Origin of the sequence: Vibrio zhanjiangensis (genome assembly GCF_030161235.1) — a bacterium.
Lineage (GTDB): Bacteria > Pseudomonadota > Gammaproteobacteria > Enterobacterales > Vibrionaceae > Vibrio > Vibrio zhanjiangensis.
Genome location: NZ_BSPW01000082.1, coordinates 38,021 through 62,970, shown reverse-complemented (window position 1 = coordinate 62,970; position 24,950 = coordinate 38,021). Strand labels below are relative to the sequence as shown.

Sequence of the window (24,950 nt, the reverse complement as noted above, 5' to 3'; positions counted from 1 at the left end):
CTGGGTACTATCAAAACAGATCAATCACTTAAAGTCATGTCCGAAAATCGGGGGCCACTTCTAGTTTAGGATCTGGAATAGGAACCGCTGACATAAGGGCCCGTGTGTATGGATGCTTAGGATTATCAAATAGCGCTTGTGCCTCGCCAAGCTCCACCGCATTACCCAAATACATAACTAAGACTCTATCTGAAATGTGTTTAACGACCGAAAGATCATGGGCAATAAACACTAGAGACAAACCAAGCTCTTTTTGCAACTCTTTTAGCAAATTCACAACCTGAGCTTGAATCGACACATCCAACGCTGATACAGGCTCATCGCAGATGATCATCTTAGGATTTAAAATCAGAGCTCTGGCAATGCCGATTCGCTGACATTGACCTCCGGAGAATTCATGAGGATAACGATTGATTACGTTAGGAAGTAAGCCCACTTTTGTCATCATTGACTTCACTTTATCCTTCACCTCTTGTTTGGAAAGCTCTGGGTAAAAGGTTTCAAGTGGCTCTGCAATAATATCCCCTATGGTCATACGTGGATTCAACGAAGCCAGTGGATCTTGGAAAATCATCTGAATTTCTTTACGTGTCTCACGCCGCTGAACTTCTTGCATCTTGGTGAGATCTTGCCCTAACCAAACGACTTCACCATCAGTTGCTTCGACCAAGCCAATAATAGCTCTGGCAAACGTCGATTTTCCACATCCAGATTCACCAACCACACCAAGCGTCTCACCTTCATACAGACGAACATTAACGCCATCGACGGCTTTCAAACTTGCAGGCTTTACCCAAGGCCAAGCCGACTTTGCCGCAATATTGAAGTGCACCTTTAAATCCGATACATCGAGAATCAATTTTTTATCTGTGCTCATCTGTCCCAAGCCTCCCATTCTGAAAAACACGCTCTTTGACGTCCATCGGCAAACGGTGTCAGAATCGGTGCTTCAACCTTGCAGCGATTCATCACTCTGTGGCAACGTTCTTGGTATGGACACCCAGTGGGCAAATTAAGCAAGTTAGGTGGATTACCTGGTATAGTAGGCAAAATTTCACCTTCGGTATCCAAGCGAGGAATCGCTTTGAGCAGTCCCTCTGCATAGGGATGACTGGGTTGATAGAAAATCTCATCGACCGTCCCATACTCCATGGTTCGACCTGCGTACATCACCAGCACTTTATCACATGAACCAGCAACAACGCCTAAATCGTGGGTGATCATGATAATTGCGGTATTAAATTCCTGCTTAAGCTCATTGAGCAGGTCCATAATCTGCGCTTGAACGGTTACGTCTAGTGCCGTGGTAGGCTCATCCGCAATCAACAATTTCGGACGACACAGCAAAGCCATTGCGATCATTACGCGCTGACGCATTCCACCAGAAAATTCATGGGGAAACATGGTGATACGTTTTCGCGCCTCAGGGATCTTAACCGCTTCTAGCATGCGTACAGATTCTTCAAACGCTTCGGCTTTGCCCATCCCTTTGTGCAGCATCAACACTTCCATCAGTTGATCGCTGACTTTCATATAGGGATTTAGTGAGGTCATAGGGTCTTGAAAAATCATTGCAATCTGTTCAGCGCGAACCTTGTTCAACTCTTTCTCAGAAAGATTGAGAATTTCCTTACCTTCAAACTTGGCGCTGCCTGATATGATGCCATTTTTGGCCAGTAGTCCCATGATCGCAAATACGGTCTGTGATTTCCCTGACCCTGATTCGCCAACAATACCCAAGGTTTCACCTTGATTGAGAGAAAAATTCAAGTCATTGACCGCCGTGACAATACCATCTTGAGTGGTAAATTGAACGCGCAGATCTTTGACATCTAATAAGCTCATCATTGCTTCCTTACTCTTTATAGATTTTATAATGTATTGCTTTTAGTTATCTGTCTTTAGGATCAAGCGCATCGCGCAGACCATCACCAACATAGTTAAAACAAAATAGCGTCACCACCATAAATGCGGCTGGGAAAATAAGCTGCCAAATGGCAATTTCCATTGTCTGAGAACCTTCTTGAAGCAAGGCGCCCCAACTTGTCATAGGCTCTTGGACACCCAGCCCCAAAAATGACAAAAACGATTCGGTTAAGATCATACTTGGAATCAGTAAGGTAGAATACACAGCAACAATACCGAGCACGTTAGGAACAATATGGCGAGTAATAATTTTCCACTTACTCACACCACATACGTGGGCAGCCTCAATAAATTCTTTGCTGCGCAAGCTCAGTGTCTGGCCACGAACAATACGGGCCATATCTAGCCAAGCAATCGCACCAATGGCGACAAAAATCAAAAAGATATTTCGGCCAAAAAATGTCACCAACACAATGACCAAAAACATGAAAGGCACAGCGTAAAGGATCTCAAGGATACGCATCATAACGCGGTCTGTTCTACCGCCAATAAACCCTGACGTCGCACCATAAAGGGTACCAATCAATACGGCAACAAACGCCCCCATGACACCGACCATGAGTGAGATTCGCCCCCCCATTAAGGTCCTGACATAAAGATCTCGACCTAAACTGTCCGTACCAAACCAGTGTTCTGCACTTGGACCTACATGCATCGCATACCAATCAGTATCATCAAAGGTATAGGGCGCAATCATAGGCAAGAAAATAACCGCCAGAGTCATAATAAATAAGATCAGCAGGCTCATCATGGCTGCACGATTTCGCATAAAACGAATACGCGCATCCTGCCAAAGGCTGCGACCTTGAATTTCCAATTCTTCGGAAAATTTTTCTATCGCTTCTAAGTTTTCTTTTTTTGTTAACATACTTCCAACTTCCTTGTTAGTAGCGAATTTTCGGATCAATCATCGCTAGCAAAACATCGACAACCGCATTAAATAAAATGAATAGGAAACCAATTAAAATCGTTATTCCCATCACCAGCGAATAGTCTCGGTTGAAAGCTGCATTGACAAAAAGCTTACCAATTCCTGGTAAACCAAATATGGTTTCAATCACCACTGACCCTGTAATAATACCGACAAATGCAGGCCCCATATAAGAGACAACAGGAAGCAGTGCAGGTTTGAGTGCGTGTTTGATGATGATGTATCGATAGCTCAACCCTTTTGCTCTTGCAGTACGAATAAAGTTACTGTTGAGGGTTTCGATCATAGAGCCACGTGTGATGCGAGCAAAGGTAGCAATATAGAGGAACGACATACCAAGGACAGGAAGCACCATATATTGCGCGGCTCCACCATTCCATCCACCGGCAGGGAACCATCCTAACCATATGGAGAAGATATAAATGAGCACAGGTGAAAAGACAAAAGACGGCAGCACAATACCAATCATAGAGGTCGACATAATAGTATAATCGAGCCAAGTGTTCTGTTTGAGCGCTGCCATGGTTCCAATGAAAACTCCCACGATCACCGTAAAGATAAAGGCGACCGTTCCCACTTTAGCCGATACTGGTAATGCATCAGAGACCAGTTCATTAACACTATAATCTTTGTATTTAAACGATGGACCAAAGTCCCCTTGAAGAATATTACCTAAATACGTGGTGTACTGCTCAAACACTGGCTTATCTAACCCGTATTTCTCGTTAATGTTCTGCATAACCTCTGGCGGAAGGGTTTTCTCAGAAGAAAAAGGATTACCGGGTGCAAAACGCATCAGAAAGAATGACACTGTGATAAGCACTAATAAAGTGGGGATTGCTTCGAGAGCACGAGAAAAAATTAGCTTTAACATAAGACAACTCACATCTAAAAAACCAGTGTGTTAATAACAGGCGCTATTAACACACTGGGTTTGTTACTCAGAGACTATTTTTTGATAAGGTATAGATCTTTCGAGTAGACATTATCCTGAGGGTTCTTCTCTGGATACCCGCCGATTTGAGCACTGACCAAGCGTGATTTAACGTATTGATATATCGGTGCTATTGGCATGTCTTTAGCGAGTTGTGCTTCTGCAATTGCGTAAAACTGGTTACGTTCCTCGTCCGTTTTTGCCACGTTAACTGCATCATTCATGGCTTTATCATAGATGGCACTTGAGTACTTCTGATCGTTTTGTCCGTTATCCGTCATCGCGACACTTAAGAAAGTTGATGCTTCGTTATAATCCGCGCACCACCCTGCTCGGCGTACATCAAAGTCTCCTTGTTTAGAGCTCTCTAAGTACGTTTTCCACTCTTGATTTTCGAGCTCTACATTAACAAAGCTACCCAATGATTTCTTCCACATTGATTGCACCGCAACCGCAATCTTTTTATGGTTATCGTCAGTGTTGTACAACAAAGTAAAATCAAGAGGATGACCACTGTTAAAGCCGGCCTCAGTTAACAACTCTTTTGCTTTGGCCACACGCTCTTTCTGCGTCATTTTGGCGTATTCTGGCGCATCAGGAGAAAAACCTGTCACCCCACTATGAGTGAGAGCATAGGCTGGTAATTGACCTTGCCCCAAAATCGCTTTAGTCACGATATCTCGATCAATGGTATAAGAAAGTGCTTTACGGACACGTACATCGTCAAAAGGAGGGCGCTTATTGTTAAACCCGTAGTAATAAGTACACAGCCATGGGTTTACGGCCACATTTTGCGGGTAATCTCTGACTAAACGCTTAAATTGTTCATCTGGTAATTCATCTGTCATATGAATCTCGCCAGATAAAAAGCGGTTCATTTCCGCATTCTGACTCTCAATCGGGAGATAGGTTACTTTATCAATAACCGTATGGCTATTGTCCCAATAATTTTTGTTACGTTCGGCAACTATCTTTTCGTTAACCACCCAATTTTTAAGTGTGTACGCACCGTTCGAAACATAGTGCTCTGGTTTGGTCCAACTATCACCATATTTTTCAACTGTCGCTTTATGTACAGGGTACATAGTGGTATGAGCCAGCATTTTCACCAAGTGCGGCAACGGTATTTCGGTTTCCAAAACCAATGTCTGAGCATCTACAGCTTTTACACCTAATTCATCTTTGCCTTTTTTACCAACGATGACATCACTGGCGTTTTTAATTTTGGCATATTCAATATACCAAGAATATGGAGACGCTGTTTTTGGATCGGCTACTCGCTTAAAACTGTACTCAAAATCATACGCAGTGACAGGATCACCATTTGACCACTTGGCATCTTTGCGAATTTTAAAGGTAAAGGTTTTATTGTCTTCTGTTGTCCAAGATTCCGCTGCGCCAGGAATTGTGTTACCCATCGCATCTTGAATAACCAGCCCTTCCATCAAATCGCGCAGCACATTGGATTCAGGAACACCTTCTGTCTTATGGGGATCAAGTGAAGAAACTTCCGCGCCGTTACCGCGAACCAGCTCTTGTGTTTTAGCGAGTTGAGTGCCTGCTGGAACATCTGCGGCGAAAGTGTAAGTAGAAGTGACCGCGACGGCCAAACTTGCCCCAAGAAGAAGGGCTTGAGTGATCTTATTCTTGTACATGCGTAAACTCCGAATTTTTCAATTTGCATCCATGACACCTTCGTAAGTCTACTTATAAGAAATAGTGATTTAGCATTATTTAGTGTAATAATTAAGCACAAAACACTAAAAGCTTACGAAGATTGCAGCACACATTATCAATCCTCCACTTGATTTGCCATAAAAATGTAGCAAAAATCGGCTTAATTCTCCGATCCATGCAACATTTTGAAAAAAATATTACAGAAGATATCGACCTTCGCTCACTATAGACCTGCACTATTTAGACTGATATCACAGCATCAACATGTTCAGTAAAATGTCTACTTATTGCCTTAATGCTGAGATATTCGACATTTGAATTAACAATAAAAATACAAAAAATAAAAAAATAAAACCTCAATAGACCGCAAGCGATAACAGGTTGAGCAAGGTAATAACAAACGTTTTAAGGCCAATTTTAATATTTGAGGTCAGTAGAGTAAGTGACAAAAAGCATCAATATCGCTACGTGAGGTGTAAGGATTAAGAAAAACCGCTTTTTCACCCGGAATCGCCAAGCACTTGCCACTCGGGGTGTAATCAGTATGAGTAACAGAATCAACCCAATTGGTCTTGAGACCTTTGCCCTTTCTCGCGACGAAATGTTGACGATGATAAGATGACACTTGGTTAATGATGCTTTTATTATACTTTCCCGCTTCCAATTTTATTTCCTTGTAGAATGCTTCAGGCACGGCTCTAAACTGTTTAGGGTATAAGCGAAATGCGACCGACGGACCATGGTTTGACGGGCATAAAACTTTGCAGCTGCTTATCCTTTCCAGTTTTTCACGCATATAATTAGCATTTTGTAAACCATGAGCCAGAATAACTTGGTACCCTTCTTTGCCAAGAAATTGTAATGCCGAGTAAGCAGAAAATACTCCAACAGCTCCTCGAGAGCATTCGATAGTAGATTGAAGATGAGTTTCACTCTTAAGCTGGTCTTCAAAATACGAAAAATAACTGGCTTGTTGCTGAAGCTTGTCAAAATCGGTACCCTCTCGCACCATGAATAGACTGGATGTATAAGGCACATAGCCCCATTTTTGGAAATCTACCGTGAAAGAGTCAGCGTCTTTTAAGCCTTCCAACATTTTTTTTAAATAGCGCAAACTCTTGATCGTAGCCTTATTAATAGCCAGCGGATTAAATTCCAAATCATAGTCGAGAAAAAAGAGCAGGCTCCACCCTACTGCCGCATCAACGTGAATATGAGGCGCTCGAGGTATTTCATAGTGACGACACAAACGTTCGACTATTTTGCGCACTGAGCTTATATCATCGATAGCAAACGTATCTGTGGTACCACATGTTAGCATTATGGTTGGCACCAAGACCCCCTGCCTAAAACAAGTCTCTAATTGACGCTCAAGATCATCAAGACAGATTTGATTGTTTCGATTAATGCGTATTCGAATGACTTGTCTTTCCATGTCTATACCTAATAGGGATAGATTAGTCATATTGGAGTAATGGCCTGACTCAGAGTTAAGCATACAAAAATTGCGACCTGCGATACCTTGAGTACTTGATTTAGGAAACGTCTTACGAAGACCAAGCAAATAGCCATAAAGATTGCAAAATGTGCCACCTTGTGTAAACAATCCTTCCGCACATGAAGGGTCGTAGCCAACTAAGGACGCGATTTGACGGACGACCACTTTTTCCAACTCAACCGCCATCCCTGCATACTCACTGTAGACTAAGTTTGGATTTTTTATTGTCGCTAACATGGCTCCATGAATGGCTGGATCACAGGGTGTAGAAATAACATTTTCAACGGCTTTCGGGTCCTGCCAATCTTTACACTGATAAGCTGCGAATAAAGCAAGAGGATCAAAGGGATCGGTTAAGGGCTGCATCTGCGAGGGTATGTCTTTTCGCTCGCGTAATTCCTTTTCAAGGTGACTGACATGCTGCTTAGAAAACGGCGATTCACCTTTTACTAGCCGGCTGATCTCAGGTGGCGAAAATAGCGGCCATAATGTTTTGTCTCGACTAAAAAAGCATTGCATCAATTGTTGATACTTTTGCAGATACTCAGTCGATAATGCATTGGCACCCACCGAATCTTTTTCGCGCGAAGAAGTTACATGAGCCATATCTTCTACCCCTCACCAGTATTGATCTATATATCACTTAAAAACACAAAATAAAGAGCATCAAATGCAGTTAGCCTGCACAAGGGATTCTAAAGGATTAGAAATGGGCCTAAACTCAGCCCAAAGGATTCATAGTCGCAAAGGATTATCTTAGTTTGAAGTTAGCCACCAACCTTTCAAGCTCATGGTTAGAATCATTCAAAGACTCTGTAGCCGCCACGGTCTGCTGCCCACTGCTTACTAAAGCGTCGACTATTTCACGAATTGACAACATATTACGACTGAGCTCCTCAGCAACGGTACTTTGCTGCTCTGTTGCTGCGGCTATCTGGGTGCTAACATCATCAATCTCTTTGACCGAAACTGTCATCAAGCTCAAACTTTCTGACACTTCTGATGTTTTTTCTGCCGTTGACTGACACTGACCTTTGGTTGCTTCCATCGCACTCACCACGCGCTCGGTGCCTTCGAGTAGCTGGCTTAACATTTCGGAAATTTCAGAGGTACTATTTTGAGTTCGAGCAGCGAGCGCTCTCACTTCATCTGCCACAACGGCAAACCCACGCCCTTGCTCTCCAGCTCTAGCAGCTTCAATAGCAGCATTTAAAGCCAGCAAATTGGTTTGCTCAGAAATCTCACCTATCACAGTCAGCACATCACTAATTCGGTTGGCGTCTTTTTTCATACTGCCAATGCGTCCAGCCATATCCTCAACTTCTGTAACTAATGCACTCACCGTTGATACGGCGTTGTTGACAATGTTCAAAGAAGACTGCGCTTCTGCGCTTGCCGCATCGGTGATTTTATTTGACTGATGAACATTTTCAGCAACGGTACGAGCGCTTTCACTCATTTGAGTGATAGCAGTGACTACCTGTTCAGTTTCACTCGAATGACTCAATAGCTTGGATTCATTTTCCTTTGCCGTGTCTCTAAGATCAATCAAGTTTGCCGATATGTTTTCACTTGCACGAGAGATATGTAACATCATATCTTGTAGACTTTGTACAAATTCGTTAAAGCCCTGACTAATCTGACCTAAATCGTCGTTACCAGTCACTTCGAGACGCTGGGTCAGGTCCCCATTGCCGTGAGAAAGATTGAGCACAGCAGACTTAAGTACAAGTAAAGGTTTGTAGGCATAATGAATAATAATAAAAATTGCGCCAAAGCTGATAGTAAACAAAATTGCACCTGTAACAATGGCCTCTCGCTCTGCTTTGTCTACCTCTGCTAATGCCGTTGCCTGATCAACAAATACCATTAAGGTCCAATACATATCTTGAGTTAAATTCACTCTTTGGAAATAACCATCGAATTGTATTCCAAGATAAGGGAAGGTCAGATGACCATTTTGCTGACTCTCAAACATCATTTCCATCTTGGCAAAGTTCGAGCTGACTTGCGATGGTGTTTTGCCAATATCATTCGGATCATCGCTGGCGAAAAAAACCGCATTTCTATCGGTTAAGGTCGCAGCTCCCCCAGCGAAACGCATGTTACTGACCGTATCAATAACACCGCCAAGTTGAATATCACCAAGCAGGACTCCAACCACATTACCATTTTGTTTAATTGGCATGGTCACGCTGACCACGTTCTCTTTTGTGACTTTGTCCTGATAAATATCAGTTAAAGTGACCGTCGAGGCTTGTTTTGCCGCTTGATACCAATCCCGACCGCGAAAATCAAAGCTGCTACTGTCCTCTATCGACATGAAGTGACGACCGTCTTCGTAGGTAACAATAACATTACTAAAGCGAGCCGTTCTCGCCAGTAAAGACACCAATTTCTGATTTTCGTCCGGAGTCAGATTTGTCCCAAACTGAGCAGCTGCCGTTGCAATAGAATCAATACGAAACTTCATCATTTGCTCAAGTTCCGTAACATGGAAATTGAGTTTATTTTGGGTTTCACTCACCAAAGCAGTGACCATTTTTTCTTTCATGGAGGAAATATTGAGAGTGCCGAGTACAACCAAAGAGATGGTTACCAGTGCACCTACCCCTAGATAGATTCGAGTTTTAAAGCCGATATTCATTGCGCTTCCTCACTACATGTACGAGCAAACAAAACAAATGTAAGGATGCGATCAGGTCTGTTGTTGTTATTACCGACAATCAGTGATGGTAGAGCTTTAGCTCAAGTTTAAACCGTCAATACACCCAGCCAACACTATAACCTTAGCTTCCCATCACAAATATATGCAACATTTATTATATAAATTTATCATGACAATGGGTGAGTTAGACATCAGGCATAATGATGAATATCAAATTTCATCATTTAATTCAGAAGATTAAGAGAACTGGATGGTACAACCTAAATCCATCCATCTGGTTCTGTTAGCGAGTAGATGCTTCTAACGTGACGCCAGAATATGAAGAATAGGCATTGAGCATAATATAAAAAGTACCTGGCGTTGCACTGCTAAACGTGCAGGTTTCGTTATTACCATATCTATATGGGCGGCAATCCCAATTTTGCTTACTTGCCTTTGAGCCAAATTTTACATATAAGTCCAAGTCCCCAGAACCACCCGACGTTTTTATATCCACAGTCTTTGAAGAATCCAGCTCGAAACTATAGGATATTTCACTTCCCGAGGCAGCAGACAGCCCAGTCACAGGGACACCATCTTTTAGTACTTTATCTGTTGGAGGATTTCCTCCATTTGCATTACCCATCTCCACCGCGTAAGCCAAGCCTAACTTAGTAAACTTGGCTGCGTGTGCACCAGTAGGATCTGAGTTTTCAAGTGTGTCTCTTGAGGTATGAATTTGACGATTGGAATCACCAAATTTTGACTCAAATGGCATACCTGCAGAATAACCAGCATTGTGCCATGATGCATGATCAGAGCAAGCGTAACCGCAGCGATCATAACCATAACTGAGCGAAGGCAAATACTCATCAAGTAAACCGGTTAAAAACTGAGTTAAACTGCTATCGGTGTAATCAGTAATGAAGACAATATCTTGTGACGAGCCTTTGTGATTGGTCATGTCTAGCTGCAGCACCGAAACCACATTTTTGCCTTGAGAACGGTACGTGTTAGCAATATCCTGAGACCCTCGCAAACCCACTTCTTCTGCTGCATACCCCATAAATGCCATAGAGCGCTTAGGGGCAAAATTATTTTCAGCCAATACACGAATAATCTCAGTAACACTGGCAATACCCGACGCATCATCATCAGCACCAGGAGCGATGGAGTATTCATTGGTTCTTGACCCCACGGTCGAGTCAAGATGGCCTCCCATTATCACCCACTCATCTGGCCTTTCTGTCCCCTCAATAGTCAATATCACTGATTTTTGGTTATAACCCGTATGAGAAAACTGAGTAACATTGGCGTTCGCAAGTCCAGACGTTAATGAGCGCCATTCGTTTGCAATCCAATCAGAAGCTTGTGAACCCGACGTCGTTTTATAGAAGCGGTTGTTAAAGCTCATCAGTGAACGAATGGTCTGAGTAATTTCAGCTGGATTGACTTGTGACAACCAAGGTGAAACCAAAGCCTGCTGTGATAACTTGGGAATAGCGAAGTTACTTAATGTTTCTGGCATTGCACTTGCTGCCATGGCACTTTGCAGTGATGGGTGCACCATATAACCACCGCAACGATGATGTTCTTCGTGCATATCGTGCGACAAACCTGCTAGCTGATCTTCATCTACCTGCCCTACCCACACGTTACTAGCGCTTGCTAGAGAGGTAGGCAAAACAGATTTAGCTCCCGCGTTGGCGACGGTTTGAGAGGCATCTGAACCGATCGATATCCATAATTTTTCCTCAGCATTCGCATTCATTGCAATAACAGAAAGAGCGATAGCCAAAGACGTCTTATTATATTTCATTTTCTCCTCCATGGAGTTTTCAGCGAGTCTCAAAACCTTGGATAATTATGTCGGTTTTGAGAATCATTTCGTTTACAGTCGGGCGTTACAAAAAATTGTCACATTTGTATCATTAGACTGGTGGTAAAAAAGGGTGCCAAAGCACCCTTTAATGTGGTCTGCTATTTAGGTGTGACTGTCAGTGTGAGACCAGAGAAGGAACTGTATGCATGAAGCATGACATAAAGGTCTTCATTAGCATTGGTCGCCTCGCAGGATTCTGTATTACCCGAACGATAAGGACGACAATCGTAGACACTTCGGGTTGGCTGCTGACCTGTTCGTACATATAAGTCAGCATCTCCTGTCCCAGAAGCAATTGACACCATCACATCTGAGTTTCGATTCGCCGCTCGAAGAACAAACATTTTTTCTTCGCCTTTGGTCATTGATAGGTTCGAGATAGGGGTATCTAAACTCAGTTCGGTTGCTCCATCGCTTGGGGGCAAACCTACTGAACCATCTGGTAGAACATTGTTGAAATAGCTGGCAACCTTGGGCCAAATCTTACTAATTTTTACCCCTTGGTTTTCACATCCACCAAAATGATGCAAGGCTATCGCTTTGTTGTTAGCGGTGGTTAAAACCGGCGAACCGGAAGAACCTCCAATTGTGTCACAAAAATATCCTGTATCTGTATCCGTTCCTCTACCATTGGCTGAAGCCAAATCAATCTGACACATTCCTGAACCGTTTTTATCACTTTCGATAGAAAGTTCTTTCGGATTTCCTGAACCATGCTGAGGGATATAAATACCGTTGCCAAAAACAGGCTCAGAGGCATCTAAACCAAGATAACCAAACGAGGATATTTTAGAAAAGTCATCAACCGTAAATAGTGTGTAATCCAAAGTGTAATCGGTGCTGAGAAGCTCATTACCCATCACTTTTACGGTTGTTGCCATTGAACCATTACAACTGGTGCGTTGGTAATTAAACCAAACCTCAGTATTTTTCAATTCAGATGCATTGTCTACACAATGGTTATTGGTAAACATATGGTTGCTCGGCCCAACACGCCAAGCAGTACATAGACTTCTACCATTGATCAACAAGCGAGCGACTGGTGCACTCCAAGCCACCTTATCCGGATGAGAGCCTTCCCAGCAAGCAACATCTCGACGTTCATTTTCACCACAAGTTGACAGTGTTGCCGCTTCCTGAAGAGCGATGTCTCTTCCCGCCATATAATAATCAAGTTCAAATTGGCCATAATGACCTTTAGCATTGGCAACCAGCTCAATAACCAAAGAGTCTCCTGATATAGATTGAGCAAACCAATCTATCTGACTTTTGTCGTATTCAACCATTTCACCTGTTGTGGGAGATTTCACTCTTAGCAATGCACCTTGCGGTAATGAAAGCTTTTTAAAGTGAAGTTTTATAAAGGAAGCTCCCTGATGCTTTACTGTTTGTCCTAACCCATGATCAGTCAGCATTTTAAGCTCACTATGTGACAAAGTGTACTTCACTTCATCGGCAATCACAGGCAATGCTGTATCTGCGCTAAAAGAGGATGAACTGATAAAAGCTAGAGCCAGTCCAACGCTAAATATATTTGTTTTCATTGGTAAGTCCCTTTGTAGGTTTATTCGAGTAATCCCAAAATCAACCTTAAGCACTCAAAACAAATAAGCAATAAATCTCATATTAGCCATTCAGTAAAGAATATTTGACACTTCAATATATTACAGTGAATAAAAAAGCACTCTTTGGATGCCTTAATGGCATAAAAAATATTAAAAATCAGAGTCTAAAAATTGACATTTTTGCCACTAAATCAACCAATAAAAACGTCATCGAGAGAGATCATTGAGAACGCCCTAGAGCGCTATTAATTGATTTCTCGTCAACTTATTTAAAAAGTGTGATGTCTTGCGATGCGTAACTAGCAATATGTCTACGCTAGCAGCTTTCCAATTTTGAATCGGTGAAGCCTAAAATGACAAGTAACTCAATAGGAACAGATGATAGTCGCTAAAAAGTTAATAATGGCATTTGAGTAACATTGTTTGATGTTCACCAATAGATCAGTGAGCAAAACAATAAATATTTGAAGTGACTCGAAAACAACTGGGTTTAACTGCAGATATTTCCATATCTGTGGGCACAAGATTACAAATTATCATCACAGTATGCTGATAATTTTATTTTAAATTAAATATTTTCCTTATCACTGCTAGGTTGAGATCATTGAGCAGCCATAAATCGTGCCTTCAGGCATGAATAGTATTTGTAAGGAGATATCATGAAAACCTGTATAACAACCTATCTCACCACTACAAGCTTACTAATTCTCACACCACTCACTGCCTATACGCATGGCTGGGTGGAATATCCAAATGCTCGGCAAAATATTTGTTACCTCGATGGTGGCTTTTGGGAAGATCGCATTCCTAATGCTGCCTGTCAGGCTGCGTTCGATCAATCGGGCGCTTATCAATTTGTTCAAAGGAATGAAATCTCGATTAACGTTTCACAATATTGGGACATGGCACAAGTTAAGGCAAGCGTCAAAGACGGCAGTCTATGCAGTGCGGGAGACAGTGCAAAATCAGGGCTGAACATCGCTTCCCCTTATTGGCAAAAAACCCCAGTAAGCCTCGATTCAAATAATCAGCTTACACTCATATTTCATGCCACTGCCCCCCACAACCCATCTTATTGGGAGTTTTATCTGAGTAAACCAGATTATGATGGTTCTCAACCTCTTAAATGGAGTGACTTAGAGTTAGTTGACTCAGAGGGAGATATTAGCGTCAACTCAAATAACAACTATGAAATAACGATTAGACTACCTTCCAACCGAAGTGGAGACGCCATTTTATTCACTCGATGGCAGCGAGAAGATCCCGCTGGAGAAGGGTTTTATAACTGCAGTGATATCACTTTAAAGTCACACAATGACAAACATATAACCGTCTCAGATACCAATAAATCAACCGAACAGTTATCTGCTCTAACTTATTTTATTCCGCCGCATTTCGGCCCAGTAAACGTTGGAGACACCATACGACTTCGAGTCTTTGATCGATATGGTCAAGAACAAAAAGATTTCTCTCTCGCAATAACAAAAAACCACATACAGCACAATACATGGCCCGCAGAACTCGCAGCCATGTTTAATAATAGTGGCTCACCTCTATGGCATATTGGCATTTGGCACAGTGAGATGAATCACTATATGTTTGATTCCAAAAATTTATACGCCAACCAAGTGTATGCTCCATCGTCAGAATTTAACTACCAATTGTCTTTGATTAAAAAGCGCTAAGTAATGAAATACGAAGACGATTATTCCATTGCTGGCTCAGTATCGATTGACTGGGCCTTTATTGCCGCTGATTTTCTATCGGCAATGACTTTACCATCTTTAATCGTGATCACCCGGTTGGTGCGCTCAGCTAAGGCATTGTCGTGAGTAACAATGATTAATGTGCGGCCTTGTGCATGAAGCTGATTAAACAAGGCTTCTATTTCCGCACCAGATTTCGAGTCAAGAGCGCCAGTAGGTTCATCTGCTAAAATAATTTGTGGGTCATTCACCAAAGCGCGAGCGATTGCAACTCTCTGCTTCTGCCCCCCTGATAATTGATTCGGTTTATGATAAAGACGATCACCAAGCCCTACTTGCTTTAATAATTCAGCAGCACGCCGGTGACGCTCTTTAACTGAGATACCAGAATAAACCAAGGGAAGGGCGACGTTATCAAGTGCAGTCGCATACTCAAGTAAATTGAAACTTTGAAACACAAAGCCAATTTTCTGATTTCGAATTGCGGCCAATTGATTATTGGTTAAACAAGCAACATTCTGCCCATCAAGCAGATAACTTCCGTGAGTCGGCTTGTCTAAGCATCCTAACATGTTCATCAATGTCGATTTTCCCGAACCCGAAGGCCCCAAAATAGACAAGAACTCTCCACATGCAATATGAAGATTAATCCCATCCAATGCCCGAACCTCAGTTTCCCCGCTCGAATAGAATTTGCAAATATTAGTGAGATTCACTAAAACACTATCTGCCTTCATTACTCGGTTACTCACTCTGCAAAGCCTCCATTGGTGTCACCTTCGCCGCACGATTGGCAGGAAGCCAAGCGGAAGCAACACCTGTCATGATCAACGTTAGAATCACAATAGCAACAACCAACCAAGATAACTCAGGAACTGGATTTCCAAGACGTTCATAAAATCTATTGCCTTCAAGATCAATTGACGCAATTGTCCATATGATCAAACACGTTGCAATCAGCCCAAAAACTCCGCCAATCATCATGGTCAACAATGACTGAAACAAATAGTGCACACGAATCACGGTCGGCGTTGCCCCCACCGCCATACGAACACCGATATCTCGTGTCGAACGCTTTACTGTGGCATACATCACATTAGCAATACCGACTCCCGCAACGGCCAAGGTTACAAATCCAATAATCCCTAAAAAACTCTGCAAGCCGACAAGAAACTGGCGCATCGTTTTTTGGTCAAGGTACATGTCTTCGATCTGAATAATCTGCTTGTCTTCAACGCTCGCACCATGTTTACGTGCCAACACTTGACGTATGGTATCGGCAAGCATAGGACGGTCTGCCCTCGGATACGGCTCAACATTTATCCCCGATATGTCACCATCTGGATGATAACGCTTCCATGTTGCAAGTGGGACAAAACTGGAATAATCGATGGGATCGCCTTGTTCTATATAGGCACTATTTTTGTTTAGTACGCCAATCACCGTAAATTCCTCACCTCCAATTTTTACTTTTTTACCCACTGGGTTCACTTTAAGTACCACAGTATCAAACCAGTTTTCACGTTGATCTGGATTAAAAAATTGAGCGGCAAGTGAATAACCCAGCACAACAACTTTGCGCTGCTCTTGCTGATCAAGTGGATTTAACCAGCGGCTTCCCGCAAGCAGATCAAGATTTGTCATTGACTTAAATTCATTGGTGACGGCAAGAGGCTGACGCCATGTGCTTTTATCACCAAAGGTAATATCCTCCTCCCATACCGCGGTTGGAGCCACGGCTTTTATTTCAGGAAGAGATCTCACAACATTAGAGTCCGCTATTTTCAGTGTTAGGGGTTTGCCTTTATAAAAATGGCCTGAATCTCTCGTTGCGATTCCTCCCGTCAGATAGATAAGGTTGCCGTTACCATTTTGAGCGGTCTTCATCACGCCAAGGCGAATACCCTCACCGACAGCTAGCATGCTAGCGATACATAACGTTGCCCAAGCAACGGCAAGAATGGTCAAAGCCAATCTGAGCTTCTCTGACGCCATTTCTTGGAAAATTTGTCGTACTGGTAGACACATAATTTAAGCCTTCGCATTCAAAGCAAGAACAGGCGTTAACCGTGACGCTCGTCTTGCAGGGAAATAAGAAGCAAGGTAGGCAAGACAGAAAGTCACTGACAAAGTCATAGCAATTGACCACGGAGTGATGGCAGGTTTACCTATCCAATCAGGTAAACTCATCATAGACAAGATAGAAACCAGAGCAAAAGAAAGCATTAAGCCTAGCGCGGTTCCAATTGCAACGAGAATGAGTCCTTCAAAAATAAACTGAGCGAGTATCGCCTTGGGTGTTGCACCTATCGCAAGACGAACACCAATTTCCCGCGTTCTTTCGGTCACAGACAAAAACAGAATATTTGCAACTCCCAAAGCTCCAACAGCCATTGTCATTGCCCCACTAGTACCAAGAAAAATCTGAATCCCTCGTAGGATGCTAATGATGACATCCGAGTTATCACTCATATCAATAAACGAAAGTGCATCTTGATCTGTTGGGTCAAAGTGAAGCTTTTGAGCATAAAATTCAACAATATTTTGCCGAAATAAAGGCGCATCCATCTGATAAGCGGGTTTGGTCAAAAGCATCCAAATCTTATCATCCCAAAGATCACGATAGGTGGTTTGCGGAATGAAGGCTCTGCGGCTATCACCAAATGAAATACCGCTACTTTCATCATCGAGAATACCTATTACCAAAAAGGGAATTCCATTGATTTTCATCTCATCACCAATATCGAGGGCCCCTAATTGAGCAAGCTGATCACCAATAATCGCCACTCTGGTATGATTCTTAACATCATTCGGCGATATATTCCTAGCACCCAATTGAAATGGGCGCTGCATCAAAGGAAAATAAGATGAATCTATACCCCCAACACCAGATGCGAGCTTTTGTCCCTCCATATTGGTTATGCTGGCATCCCATTTTGCATACGCGGCAGAAGCATCTGCAATAAAGTCAGACTGTCTTAATTGCTCCACCCCGTCTAGGGAAAAATCAATATCTCGCCGAGCGGGCATTCCTTGCCAAGGTTTGCTCGTCCTTGAAGGGAAGGTAATCTGGGTCTCGTTGATCATAAATGCAAAAGACTGGCTTTGTTGACGGTAAAACCCCTCCCCCAAAGCCATTAAAGCCACGACCGAAATAACCCCCCAAGAAATAGCGACCACAGCTAAGATGCTCCTAGTACGATGAGCAACTATTGTCTGCCATGTTTGCAACAACAAGGCGCTCACAATTGAAAAGCCCGTGAAATGTTCAAAATCGTATCATCGTCGAGCTGACCTGCTGTGTATAAAAGATCGACCCTCTTAAGCCAATAAGAATATAAGTTTGTCTCTAAACTGACTTTTGCTTCGTACAGACTGTTGTGAGCGCTAATGACATCTGACGCTTCTAACTTACCAGCATCGTACAATGTTTCTTTGCTATTGAGCACTTTAGCACTGGATTTAACAAGTTCATCTGCCATCAAAACACGATCCCAATTGATACCCACTTGATTGTATTGCTGCCGAATTCGCTTCTCAATATCGATTTCTACTTTACGTTTACCCTGCTTGGCTTTTAGTAAGTTGAGTGAGGCTTCTTCTACTTTTGCTCTTGTTGAACCATTTAGATCAATGGGAAGATTTAGTGTTAATCCAGCATTAAATTCACCGTCAGAAGAACTATCATCATCGCTGTATCCTAAATTGCCCGACACTTTCGGGTAGTATCCACCTTTAGCAGATTGTTGAGCAAATTCACTTACTTTTACTTCTTGCTCTGCAGCCAACAATTCTGGGCTGTGATCTTTGGCGAGCTTTAACCACTGATATTCAGATTTTCGCAACATTGGCGGTTCAATTAGAACATCCGTTTTGATTTGTTCTATCTTCTCAGGAATTTTATTGGTCAGGGCTGCAAGCTCTGACATTTGAGTTTGTAAGTTACTTTTAGCCTCAAGAATGCTGGCTTTTTCTGATAACTGGTTAGCTCTAATTTCTTCAACATCCACCGACGTCACCTTACCAGCACGGTAACGCTTCTCTATAATTTTCAGAAGTTTATTTCCCTCGGCAAACTTACTTTCTGCCAATAACAGCTCACTTTGAGCATTCGCCACTTCGAGATAGGCAGTTAATACCTGCTGAGCCAACAAATCTCTCGCTTTTGATAACTCAAGCTGCGCTTTTAAATAGTTAGCCTGCGCTTGGTCGAGATTCGACCATAAACTGCTATCCCAGAGAGTTTGTGACAAGCCAATATTATACGAATTGGTATTATCGCTATCTTGATTCCAATTCGATGAAGCCGTTGCATCCAGAGATGGCAGCAAAGCGCTTTGCCCAGAAGTCACGCCCGTTTCACCAATTTGTACGTCAATTTGTGCCATCTCATAATCAGGGTTATGCTTCTTTGCCAGCATCCACGCTTCATTGATTGTCAGAGAAAAGCCAGAGTGACTGAATGTCAGTACGAATAGAATGCTTACTCGGTTGAAAAAAAATCGATTAGCCATGGTTTCGCCCCAGCATGCTGTTATCGATAATCTCTTCGTTCAAGCTCACACCCTCAAGCACCTCGACATTGATTCCATCCGATAAACCCAACACAACTTTCTGCTGATGAAAGCCTTGATCTGAGTTGTCTCGAATTAAAACGTTTGGTGTAGAACCTTCAAATTTCAGTGCCCTTTCTGGTAGGGTCAATACGTCCTGAGCCTTTTTCAGAGTGATTTTTGCTGAGGATGAAAAGCCTGAACGCAAAATTACATTTTCAGGTATCTGGAGCTCCCCCACTTCTATTTCAAAACCATTATCAAAACTCTTAGACGTATCTGTAGCATCGGGGGAATTGAGTTTTTCTGACTGAATGGCAACCTTGGTCAACACACCTTTAATCTCCAGCTCTGGATAGGGAGCAACTGACAGTATTACAGGCATGCCTGCGGTGAGCTGCGCAGCATCGTGTTCACTTACACTGCCTTTGAATATCAAACTATTCATGTCAGCAAGAGACATGATTTCAGTGGCGGCTTGACTAGATGCTGTCGATATAATCGGCTCCCCGACCTCCACCTTCCGATTCAAAACCGTACCATTTATCGGAGCCAAAATGGTTGAGGTTAAATGCTTATCTCCTATCAGTGCTTCACCACTTTGAATCAACTCTAAGTTTTGACGTTTTTGTAATACATCTGCATTGGCAGACTTTACTTCAGAGCGAGCGCTGACATACTCATCATAATTACTTGGAATCACGCCCTGGCTTAATAACTCATCAAGGTTTGCCAGTTTTTGTTTGGCCGATTCCAGCTCAGCCTCGCTGCGCATCAATTCTGTAGACGCATCAGTAAGCTCTTGAGGCGTTGGATTTGGGCTCACTTTAACCAAGGGTTGACCTTGGTTAACATTTTGTCCGACTTGAACGTAAATTTCCCCGACGATACCTTCAATTGGAGATTTAATTGAGATCGCATGTGAAGGCACTATTTTTCCTACAGCAATGGCCTGTTTTTCAATGGTACCTGTTACTACGTTCAATGTAGGGAATGTTTCCTGTTGCCCAGAAGACTTTACATAAACCAAAATACCGCCGCTCAGAAATACAACACCTGCAATTGATATCAGCCAAGACTTAGCCATGTTTTACGTCCATTAATTGTATATGTAGCCATCAGACTACTTGCTCATTTATTAGTTCAGCCATAATACCTATTAACGTATTACATAGGCATAGCAATGAGTATTTATTAACAGACTTTTTACGCTGTTTGATTTCTTCGTAGTGGCAAATAGTTTCAAGATTACTGTTTTCCAGCTTAATTAAGCACTTTATATGACCAGTAAAAACTTAAATTAGAAACATAAATAACAATAAGTTAACGTGTGAATAATAGACAAATATAAATAGTAAATATCTATCTTCGAACCAATATCTCATTCATGGAAATAATATATAAGCATTTTGAACGGGAAGCACATATAAAATTAATTGCAGTTATTTTTATTTTAAATGATCACTACTCTGGATACGCACTTTTTACCCTCAACTAACTGAAATAAAAACAAAGGTGAAGTATGCGTACTGTTAATTTACTTCTCTTGCTACCGATAGCATTCGGTTCGCAAGCAGCAAACATTGTTGATTACTCGCAGGTCGATCTTTCTCATATACTTAATCAATCCACATCTAAGAATTATTCTCCTGCTACCCAACCGTTGGCATACCAAGAAGTCAATCACGTACAAGCAGGGACCAATACCCTTTTGCGCAAGCAGCAACTGCACTTCGGTGTTCCAGTCTATGGTCAATCCATTGTCGCTCAAATATCAGATCAAGGTGACATTACTCCTATTGATGGACAGATTCTTACAGGAATTGATACAGATATTGGCTCCACGCTACCAATGTTCAATGCTAGCCAAGCCATAGAGTTAGTAAAAGAGTCTAATAAAGGCTTTACCTTTCAATCTATAGGTGAACAAAGAGCCAATTTAATGATTTGGCAAGATTCACAACAAGTTGCTCACTTGGTCTATAAAGTGGATCTTGTGCAAGTAAAAGGCATGTCCCCCACCAGACCTATCACATTAGTTGACGCTAAAACGGGTGAAATACTGGATAGATGGGAAGGCCTTGCATTTATTGAAGCTGAAGGCCCAGGAGGTAACCAAAAAAGCGGCCGATATTATTTCAGTCCTACCACACATTACGGTGGTTTTGAGGTCAATCAATACTGTCAAATGGACAGCAAAAACGTCAAAACGATTGATATGAAAAACCAAAGCTATGGTGGTCAAGTTCATCAATTTAATTGTGGCACCAACAGTCAGCGACCTGTAAATGGAGCCTATGCACCAATGAATGATGCGCAATACTTCGGCCAACGTGTTTTCGATATGTATATGGATTGGCTAAACACCAAACCAATTCAACAAAAATTGACGATGCGAGTGCACTATGGTCAAGACTACGGCAACGCCTTTTGGGATGGACGCCAAATGACATTTGGTGATGGTGATCAGTCAATGTATCCACTTGCGACTTGGGATGTTATCGCTCACGAGGTTAGTCATGGTTTTACAGAACAAAATTCTGGCCTTGAATATCGTGGCATGTCTGGAGGCATGAACGAGTCATTTTCGGATGTTGCAGCGGCGGCACTCAGCCAATATGTCAACGGCAGTTTTAATTGGAAAATGGGCGAACATGTAATGAAATATTCCGACGCCATGCGATATTTCATTCAGCCTAGTAAAGACGGAATTTCAATCGACCATATCAACCAATACTACAACGGCATTGATGTACATCACAGCTCTGGAATCTTCAATAAAGCTTTTTATCATTTGGCGACCAGTCCTAATTGGGATATCAAAAAGGCTTTTATTGCCTATGCGACTGCCAACCAGTTGTACTGGAGAGCCAATTCCAATTTTCAAGAAGGTGCTAAAGGGGTGTGTAAAGCCGCCGAGAAACTCGGTTATGAAAGTTCGGCCGTCTATAATGCCTTCGCGCAAGTCGGTGTGCAGGTAACAAACTGTACTTCCAACCAGCCTAATCCAACGCCAACGCCAACGCCAGGCATTGTCAACTTGGCGATCAATATGCCTACACCTATTGACTCAAATGGTAACGACGAACAGCATTTTGTATTAAAGAATGCCCCAAGTCAGGACATTTGGGTTCAAACCTACAATGGTTACGGTAACGTTGATATGTATGTTGCAATCGATAGACCTGCTTCCCTGAGCGATCATGACTGTGCATCAACCAATCCAGACAATGGCGAATATTGTGGCTTTAGTGGTGTTGGGCAAGCAGATATCTACATTATGGTCAAAGGGGCAGTAGGTTCATCCGAAGCCTACGTCGGAGTCAGTGCCTATCTTGACGAAGTAGAACCAGACCCACAACCACAACCACAACCACAACCACAACCACAAGATAATTGTGCAACGTTGAATGAATGGTCACCAAATGATTACTATTCTGCGGGTACGCAAGTTCAGTATTATGGAAATCGCTTTTCAGCCATCCAAGATAACTGGGGAGTAGACCCATATAATTACTACTGGTATTGGTCGTTTGAAGGGACTTGTTATTAGTGAAACAATGGAGCTCAACAGAGCTCCATTTTATTTACTGTGAGTTTATAAAATTATTTCCAAACCCATTGACTACCATTGACATCAGCTTCCACAAGCCAAGTATTTGGGTTCCATCTCAGTGCATTATCGACTGCATTCTTAAGCTGGCCATTTTCAAAACGCCATTTCTGGTTTGGACGCTCATTACACTCTTCCATTGTGATGTTGCGACCCGTTTGATCAAGGCACATACCTGGCGATGCTTTGCTAATCAGTTTGCCAGCAGAAGTCAATTGCCAATGCTGGTTATCACCGGTATGACAGCTCCAACCGTACACTTTTGCACCTGCCGAACCTGAGCTGTTTTCAACGTCTAGACACTGGTTACTCTGCGTCACAATTTGCTTCCAATCTTCTGCAGGCTTTTCGGTATTTGAAGATGCTTCAAACAGTGCAGAGACGATCGATGTCATAGGCTGAGTATGACGCGATGCTCTTGGTGCCTGAGTTTTCCAGCTGTCTGGTATAGATTGAGTTACGTCCCAACTGCCTCTACCGTCGTAATACGATTTGGCAACTGCTTCAGGAGTCGGTGTCCACAAAAAGTCAGGATGGCGGTTCTGATACCACTCACCACCGATAACATTACCTGCCGAATCCAATTCTAGATCATAGTAATATCTGACACGTGATACCCCATCTAGTCTTGGCTGATCGTACTCTCTGTGCGTCGGATTGGTTTCAACCATATAGTCAACAACCATTTCTACACCCACTACCGATACTGCACGTGATGAACGATATTTAGTAAACTTATCTTTTGTGTAGTCTCCCATCGCAATAGTAACGTCTGCCGGATCATTTGATGTGTGATTATTTTCTGGGTTAAAGTATTTCACCTTGTAGCCCAAGATGGGTTGGTTCCATACTTGGTAATCATAGGTAGCATCCATAATCATGCTGCGACCAGTAATACCGATCTGGTTAAGTACCGACAAGTGCCAGCTAGCTGGGTTGTTATCCACACAATCTTGTTCAATTACTCGACCATTCTCATCTTTCTCAGGATCTTTAATGTTGCATCGACCGCCAATAAATCGCGTGTTAAATGGGGCACCTGCCCACAATAAGGTACCTAAAGCTTTAATATCTGACGGGTAGAACTTCAGCATTTCACCATTTGCATCAGGTACATTAATGGATTTTTCTGGACGAGGAAGCATATAAGCTGCTGCTGCCCAGCCATGACACAATCCCATCCAACGCTCTACTCTGCCTTGAGAATCGTAGTAACTTTTGCCTGACTCCCAAGAAAGTTTGGTTAGCGTGAAATTGTTGTCTCCAACTAATAAGTCATACTTTTCTGTTGGTGAAAGCAAATGACGTTGTTCATTCGAGTAGCTATCGACGGGCTTAATCGTGTGCGAAAAATCATAGTATTCTTGCCAATCGGACGCATAAAGTTCTCTGTCTGCGTATCGCCACGCCGCTGCACCTGAGTAAAGGGGCCAATAGGTGTCTGACCAAGGCTGGACTGACAAATTTTTCGAGTCAGGCGCTGCATCATCTAACTCTGCTAGGTTACGAATAAGCGCATTACCTGCATCCACTAACCGAGCTGGGTTATCATTGCCTAAGTTTGGTGCGAAGAAAGGAGTCGGAACGGGCTGAGATCTCTCTATTACTGAATCGCGCATCTCATTTCTGAACCGTTCGATTTCGTCCGCGTTCATGGTTCGATACTCGTCACCTTCTTTCGCAGGCAACATATCCATCACTTCTTGGGGGTTTTCATGAAACGCTTTCATGAACTGCTCTATTTTCGCATCATCCGCAATCGCAGCAAGAGGCACGGAAACAGACAATAATGTAATTATCTTTTTCATTTTAATATTCTACTCCATCAGATTTAGCACAAAAAAGTTGTTTAGACATTCCAACTTTGCCGGCGAGTAGATTGAATACAAACATTCATCAAATCAATCTAAAACTAGCATTAATTACTGAAAGCGTGAGTGAATCTAGCAAAAAACACTCCTAGTAATCTAGGGTTTATTTATAAATAAAAACTTTCAAACCATTGATTTAAAAAGAAA

Annotated in this window: 16 protein-coding genes and 1 pseudogene; 2 read left to right on the top strand and 15 right to left on the bottom strand. The window is 42.5% G+C overall.

Translation table 11 applies throughout. The features are described from left to right. Positions 1 to 58 precede the first annotated feature (58 nt). The 9 genes and pseudogenes from oppF to QQK21_RS18000 all read right to left on the bottom strand — a co-directional run. Positions 59 to 877 (bottom strand): annotated as a pseudogene (gene oppF, locus QQK21_RS18040) (murein tripeptide/oligopeptide ABC transporter ATP binding protein OppF); the annotation flags it as partial. Beyond that, positions 874 to 1,845, bottom strand: a complete 972-nt coding sequence (locus QQK21_RS18035; protein ID WP_284193567.1) for an ABC transporter ATP-binding protein — start codon at positions 1,843 to 1,845, stop codon at positions 874 to 876. The gene QQK21_RS18035 and the pseudogene oppF, both read right to left, overlap by 4 nt. Before the next feature lie 46 nt (positions 1,846 to 1,891). Beyond that, positions 1,892 to 2,794: an oligopeptide ABC transporter permease OppC gene (oppC, locus tag QQK21_RS18030; RefSeq protein ID WP_284193566.1), complete on the bottom strand. Its 903-nt coding sequence runs from the start codon at positions 2,792 to 2,794 to the stop codon at positions 1,892 to 1,894. A gap of 16 nt (positions 2,795 to 2,810) precedes the next feature. Next, on the bottom strand, positions 2,811 to 3,731 hold the full coding sequence (gene oppB, locus QQK21_RS18025) for an oligopeptide ABC transporter permease OppB (protein ID WP_114784414.1): 921 nt from the start codon (positions 3,729 to 3,731) through the stop codon (positions 2,811 to 2,813). A 74-nt stretch (positions 3,732 to 3,805) separates the two neighbouring features. Then, positions 3,806 to 5,446, bottom strand: a complete 1,641-nt coding sequence (locus QQK21_RS18020) for an ABC transporter substrate-binding protein (protein WP_284193565.1) — start codon at positions 5,444 to 5,446, stop codon at positions 3,806 to 3,808. 452 nt (positions 5,447 to 5,898) lie between these two features. After that, positions 5,899 to 7,572: a pyridoxal phosphate-dependent decarboxylase family protein gene (locus QQK21_RS18015; protein WP_284193564.1), complete on the bottom strand. Its 1,674-nt coding sequence runs from the start codon at positions 7,570 to 7,572 to the stop codon at positions 5,899 to 5,901. A gap of 145 nt (positions 7,573 to 7,717) precedes the next feature. Next, positions 7,718 to 9,613: a methyl-accepting chemotaxis protein gene (locus QQK21_RS18010; protein ID WP_284193563.1), complete on the bottom strand. Its 1,896-nt coding sequence runs from the start codon at positions 9,611 to 9,613 to the stop codon at positions 7,718 to 7,720. A gap of 304 nt (positions 9,614 to 9,917) precedes the next feature. Continuing rightward, positions 9,918 to 11,432, bottom strand: coding sequence for a M20/M25/M40 family metallo-hydrolase (locus QQK21_RS18005; RefSeq protein WP_284193562.1), 1,515 nt, complete (start codon positions 11,430 to 11,432; stop codon positions 9,918 to 9,920). A 161-nt stretch (positions 11,433 to 11,593) separates the two neighbouring features. Continuing rightward, complete coding sequence (locus QQK21_RS18000; RefSeq protein ID WP_284193561.1) at positions 11,594 to 13,039, bottom strand: serine protease; 1,446 nt, start codon at positions 13,037 to 13,039, stop codon at positions 11,594 to 11,596. 680 nt (positions 13,040 to 13,719) lie between these two features. On the opposite strand from QQK21_RS18000, the gene QQK21_RS17995 reads away from it, so the two are divergent. Then, positions 13,720 to 14,745, top strand: a complete 1,026-nt coding sequence (locus QQK21_RS17995) for a lytic polysaccharide monooxygenase (protein WP_284193560.1) — start codon at positions 13,720 to 13,722, stop codon at positions 14,743 to 14,745. Between the two features lie 20 nt (positions 14,746 to 14,765). Here QQK21_RS17995 and QQK21_RS17990 read toward each other — a convergent pair whose 3' ends face one another. From QQK21_RS17990 to QQK21_RS17970, 5 genes are all read right to left on the bottom strand, one after another. Beyond that, positions 14,766 to 15,503, bottom strand: a complete 738-nt coding sequence (locus QQK21_RS17990) for an ABC transporter ATP-binding protein (RefSeq protein ID WP_284193569.1) — start codon at positions 15,501 to 15,503, stop codon at positions 14,766 to 14,768. A 7-nt stretch (positions 15,504 to 15,510) separates the two neighbouring features. Beyond that, complete coding sequence (locus QQK21_RS17985) at positions 15,511 to 16,794, bottom strand: ABC transporter permease (RefSeq protein WP_284193559.1); 1,284 nt, start codon at positions 16,792 to 16,794, stop codon at positions 15,511 to 15,513. A 3-nt stretch (positions 16,795 to 16,797) separates the two neighbouring features. Next, on the bottom strand, positions 16,798 to 18,012 hold the full coding sequence (locus QQK21_RS17980; RefSeq protein ID WP_284193558.1) for an ABC transporter permease: 1,215 nt from the start codon (positions 18,010 to 18,012) through the stop codon (positions 16,798 to 16,800). Then, a complete protein-coding gene (locus tag QQK21_RS17975; protein ID WP_284193568.1) occupies positions 18,009 to 19,187 on the bottom strand; it encodes a TolC family protein in 1,179 nt (392 codons plus the stop codon). The genes QQK21_RS17980 and QQK21_RS17975 overlap by 4 nt, the downstream gene beginning before the upstream one ends. Before the next feature lie 85 nt (positions 19,188 to 19,272). Beyond that, positions 19,273 to 20,406 (bottom strand): efflux RND transporter periplasmic adaptor subunit, encoded by a 1,134-nt coding sequence (locus QQK21_RS17970; RefSeq protein WP_284193557.1) that lies wholly within the window; start codon positions 20,404 to 20,406, stop codon positions 19,273 to 19,275. A gap of 435 nt (positions 20,407 to 20,841) precedes the next feature. On the opposite strand from QQK21_RS17970, the gene QQK21_RS17965 reads away from it, so the two are divergent. Further along, a complete protein-coding gene (locus QQK21_RS17965; protein ID WP_284193556.1) occupies positions 20,842 to 22,872 on the top strand; it encodes a M4 family metallopeptidase in 2,031 nt (676 codons plus the stop codon). A 53-nt stretch (positions 22,873 to 22,925) separates the two neighbouring features. Here the strand turns inward: QQK21_RS17965 and QQK21_RS17960 are convergent, their stop codons facing one another. Beyond that, complete coding sequence (locus QQK21_RS17960) at positions 22,926 to 24,740, bottom strand: ricin-type beta-trefoil lectin domain protein (RefSeq protein ID WP_284193555.1); 1,815 nt, start codon at positions 24,738 to 24,740, stop codon at positions 22,926 to 22,928. Positions 24,741 to 24,950 lie beyond the last annotated feature (210 nt).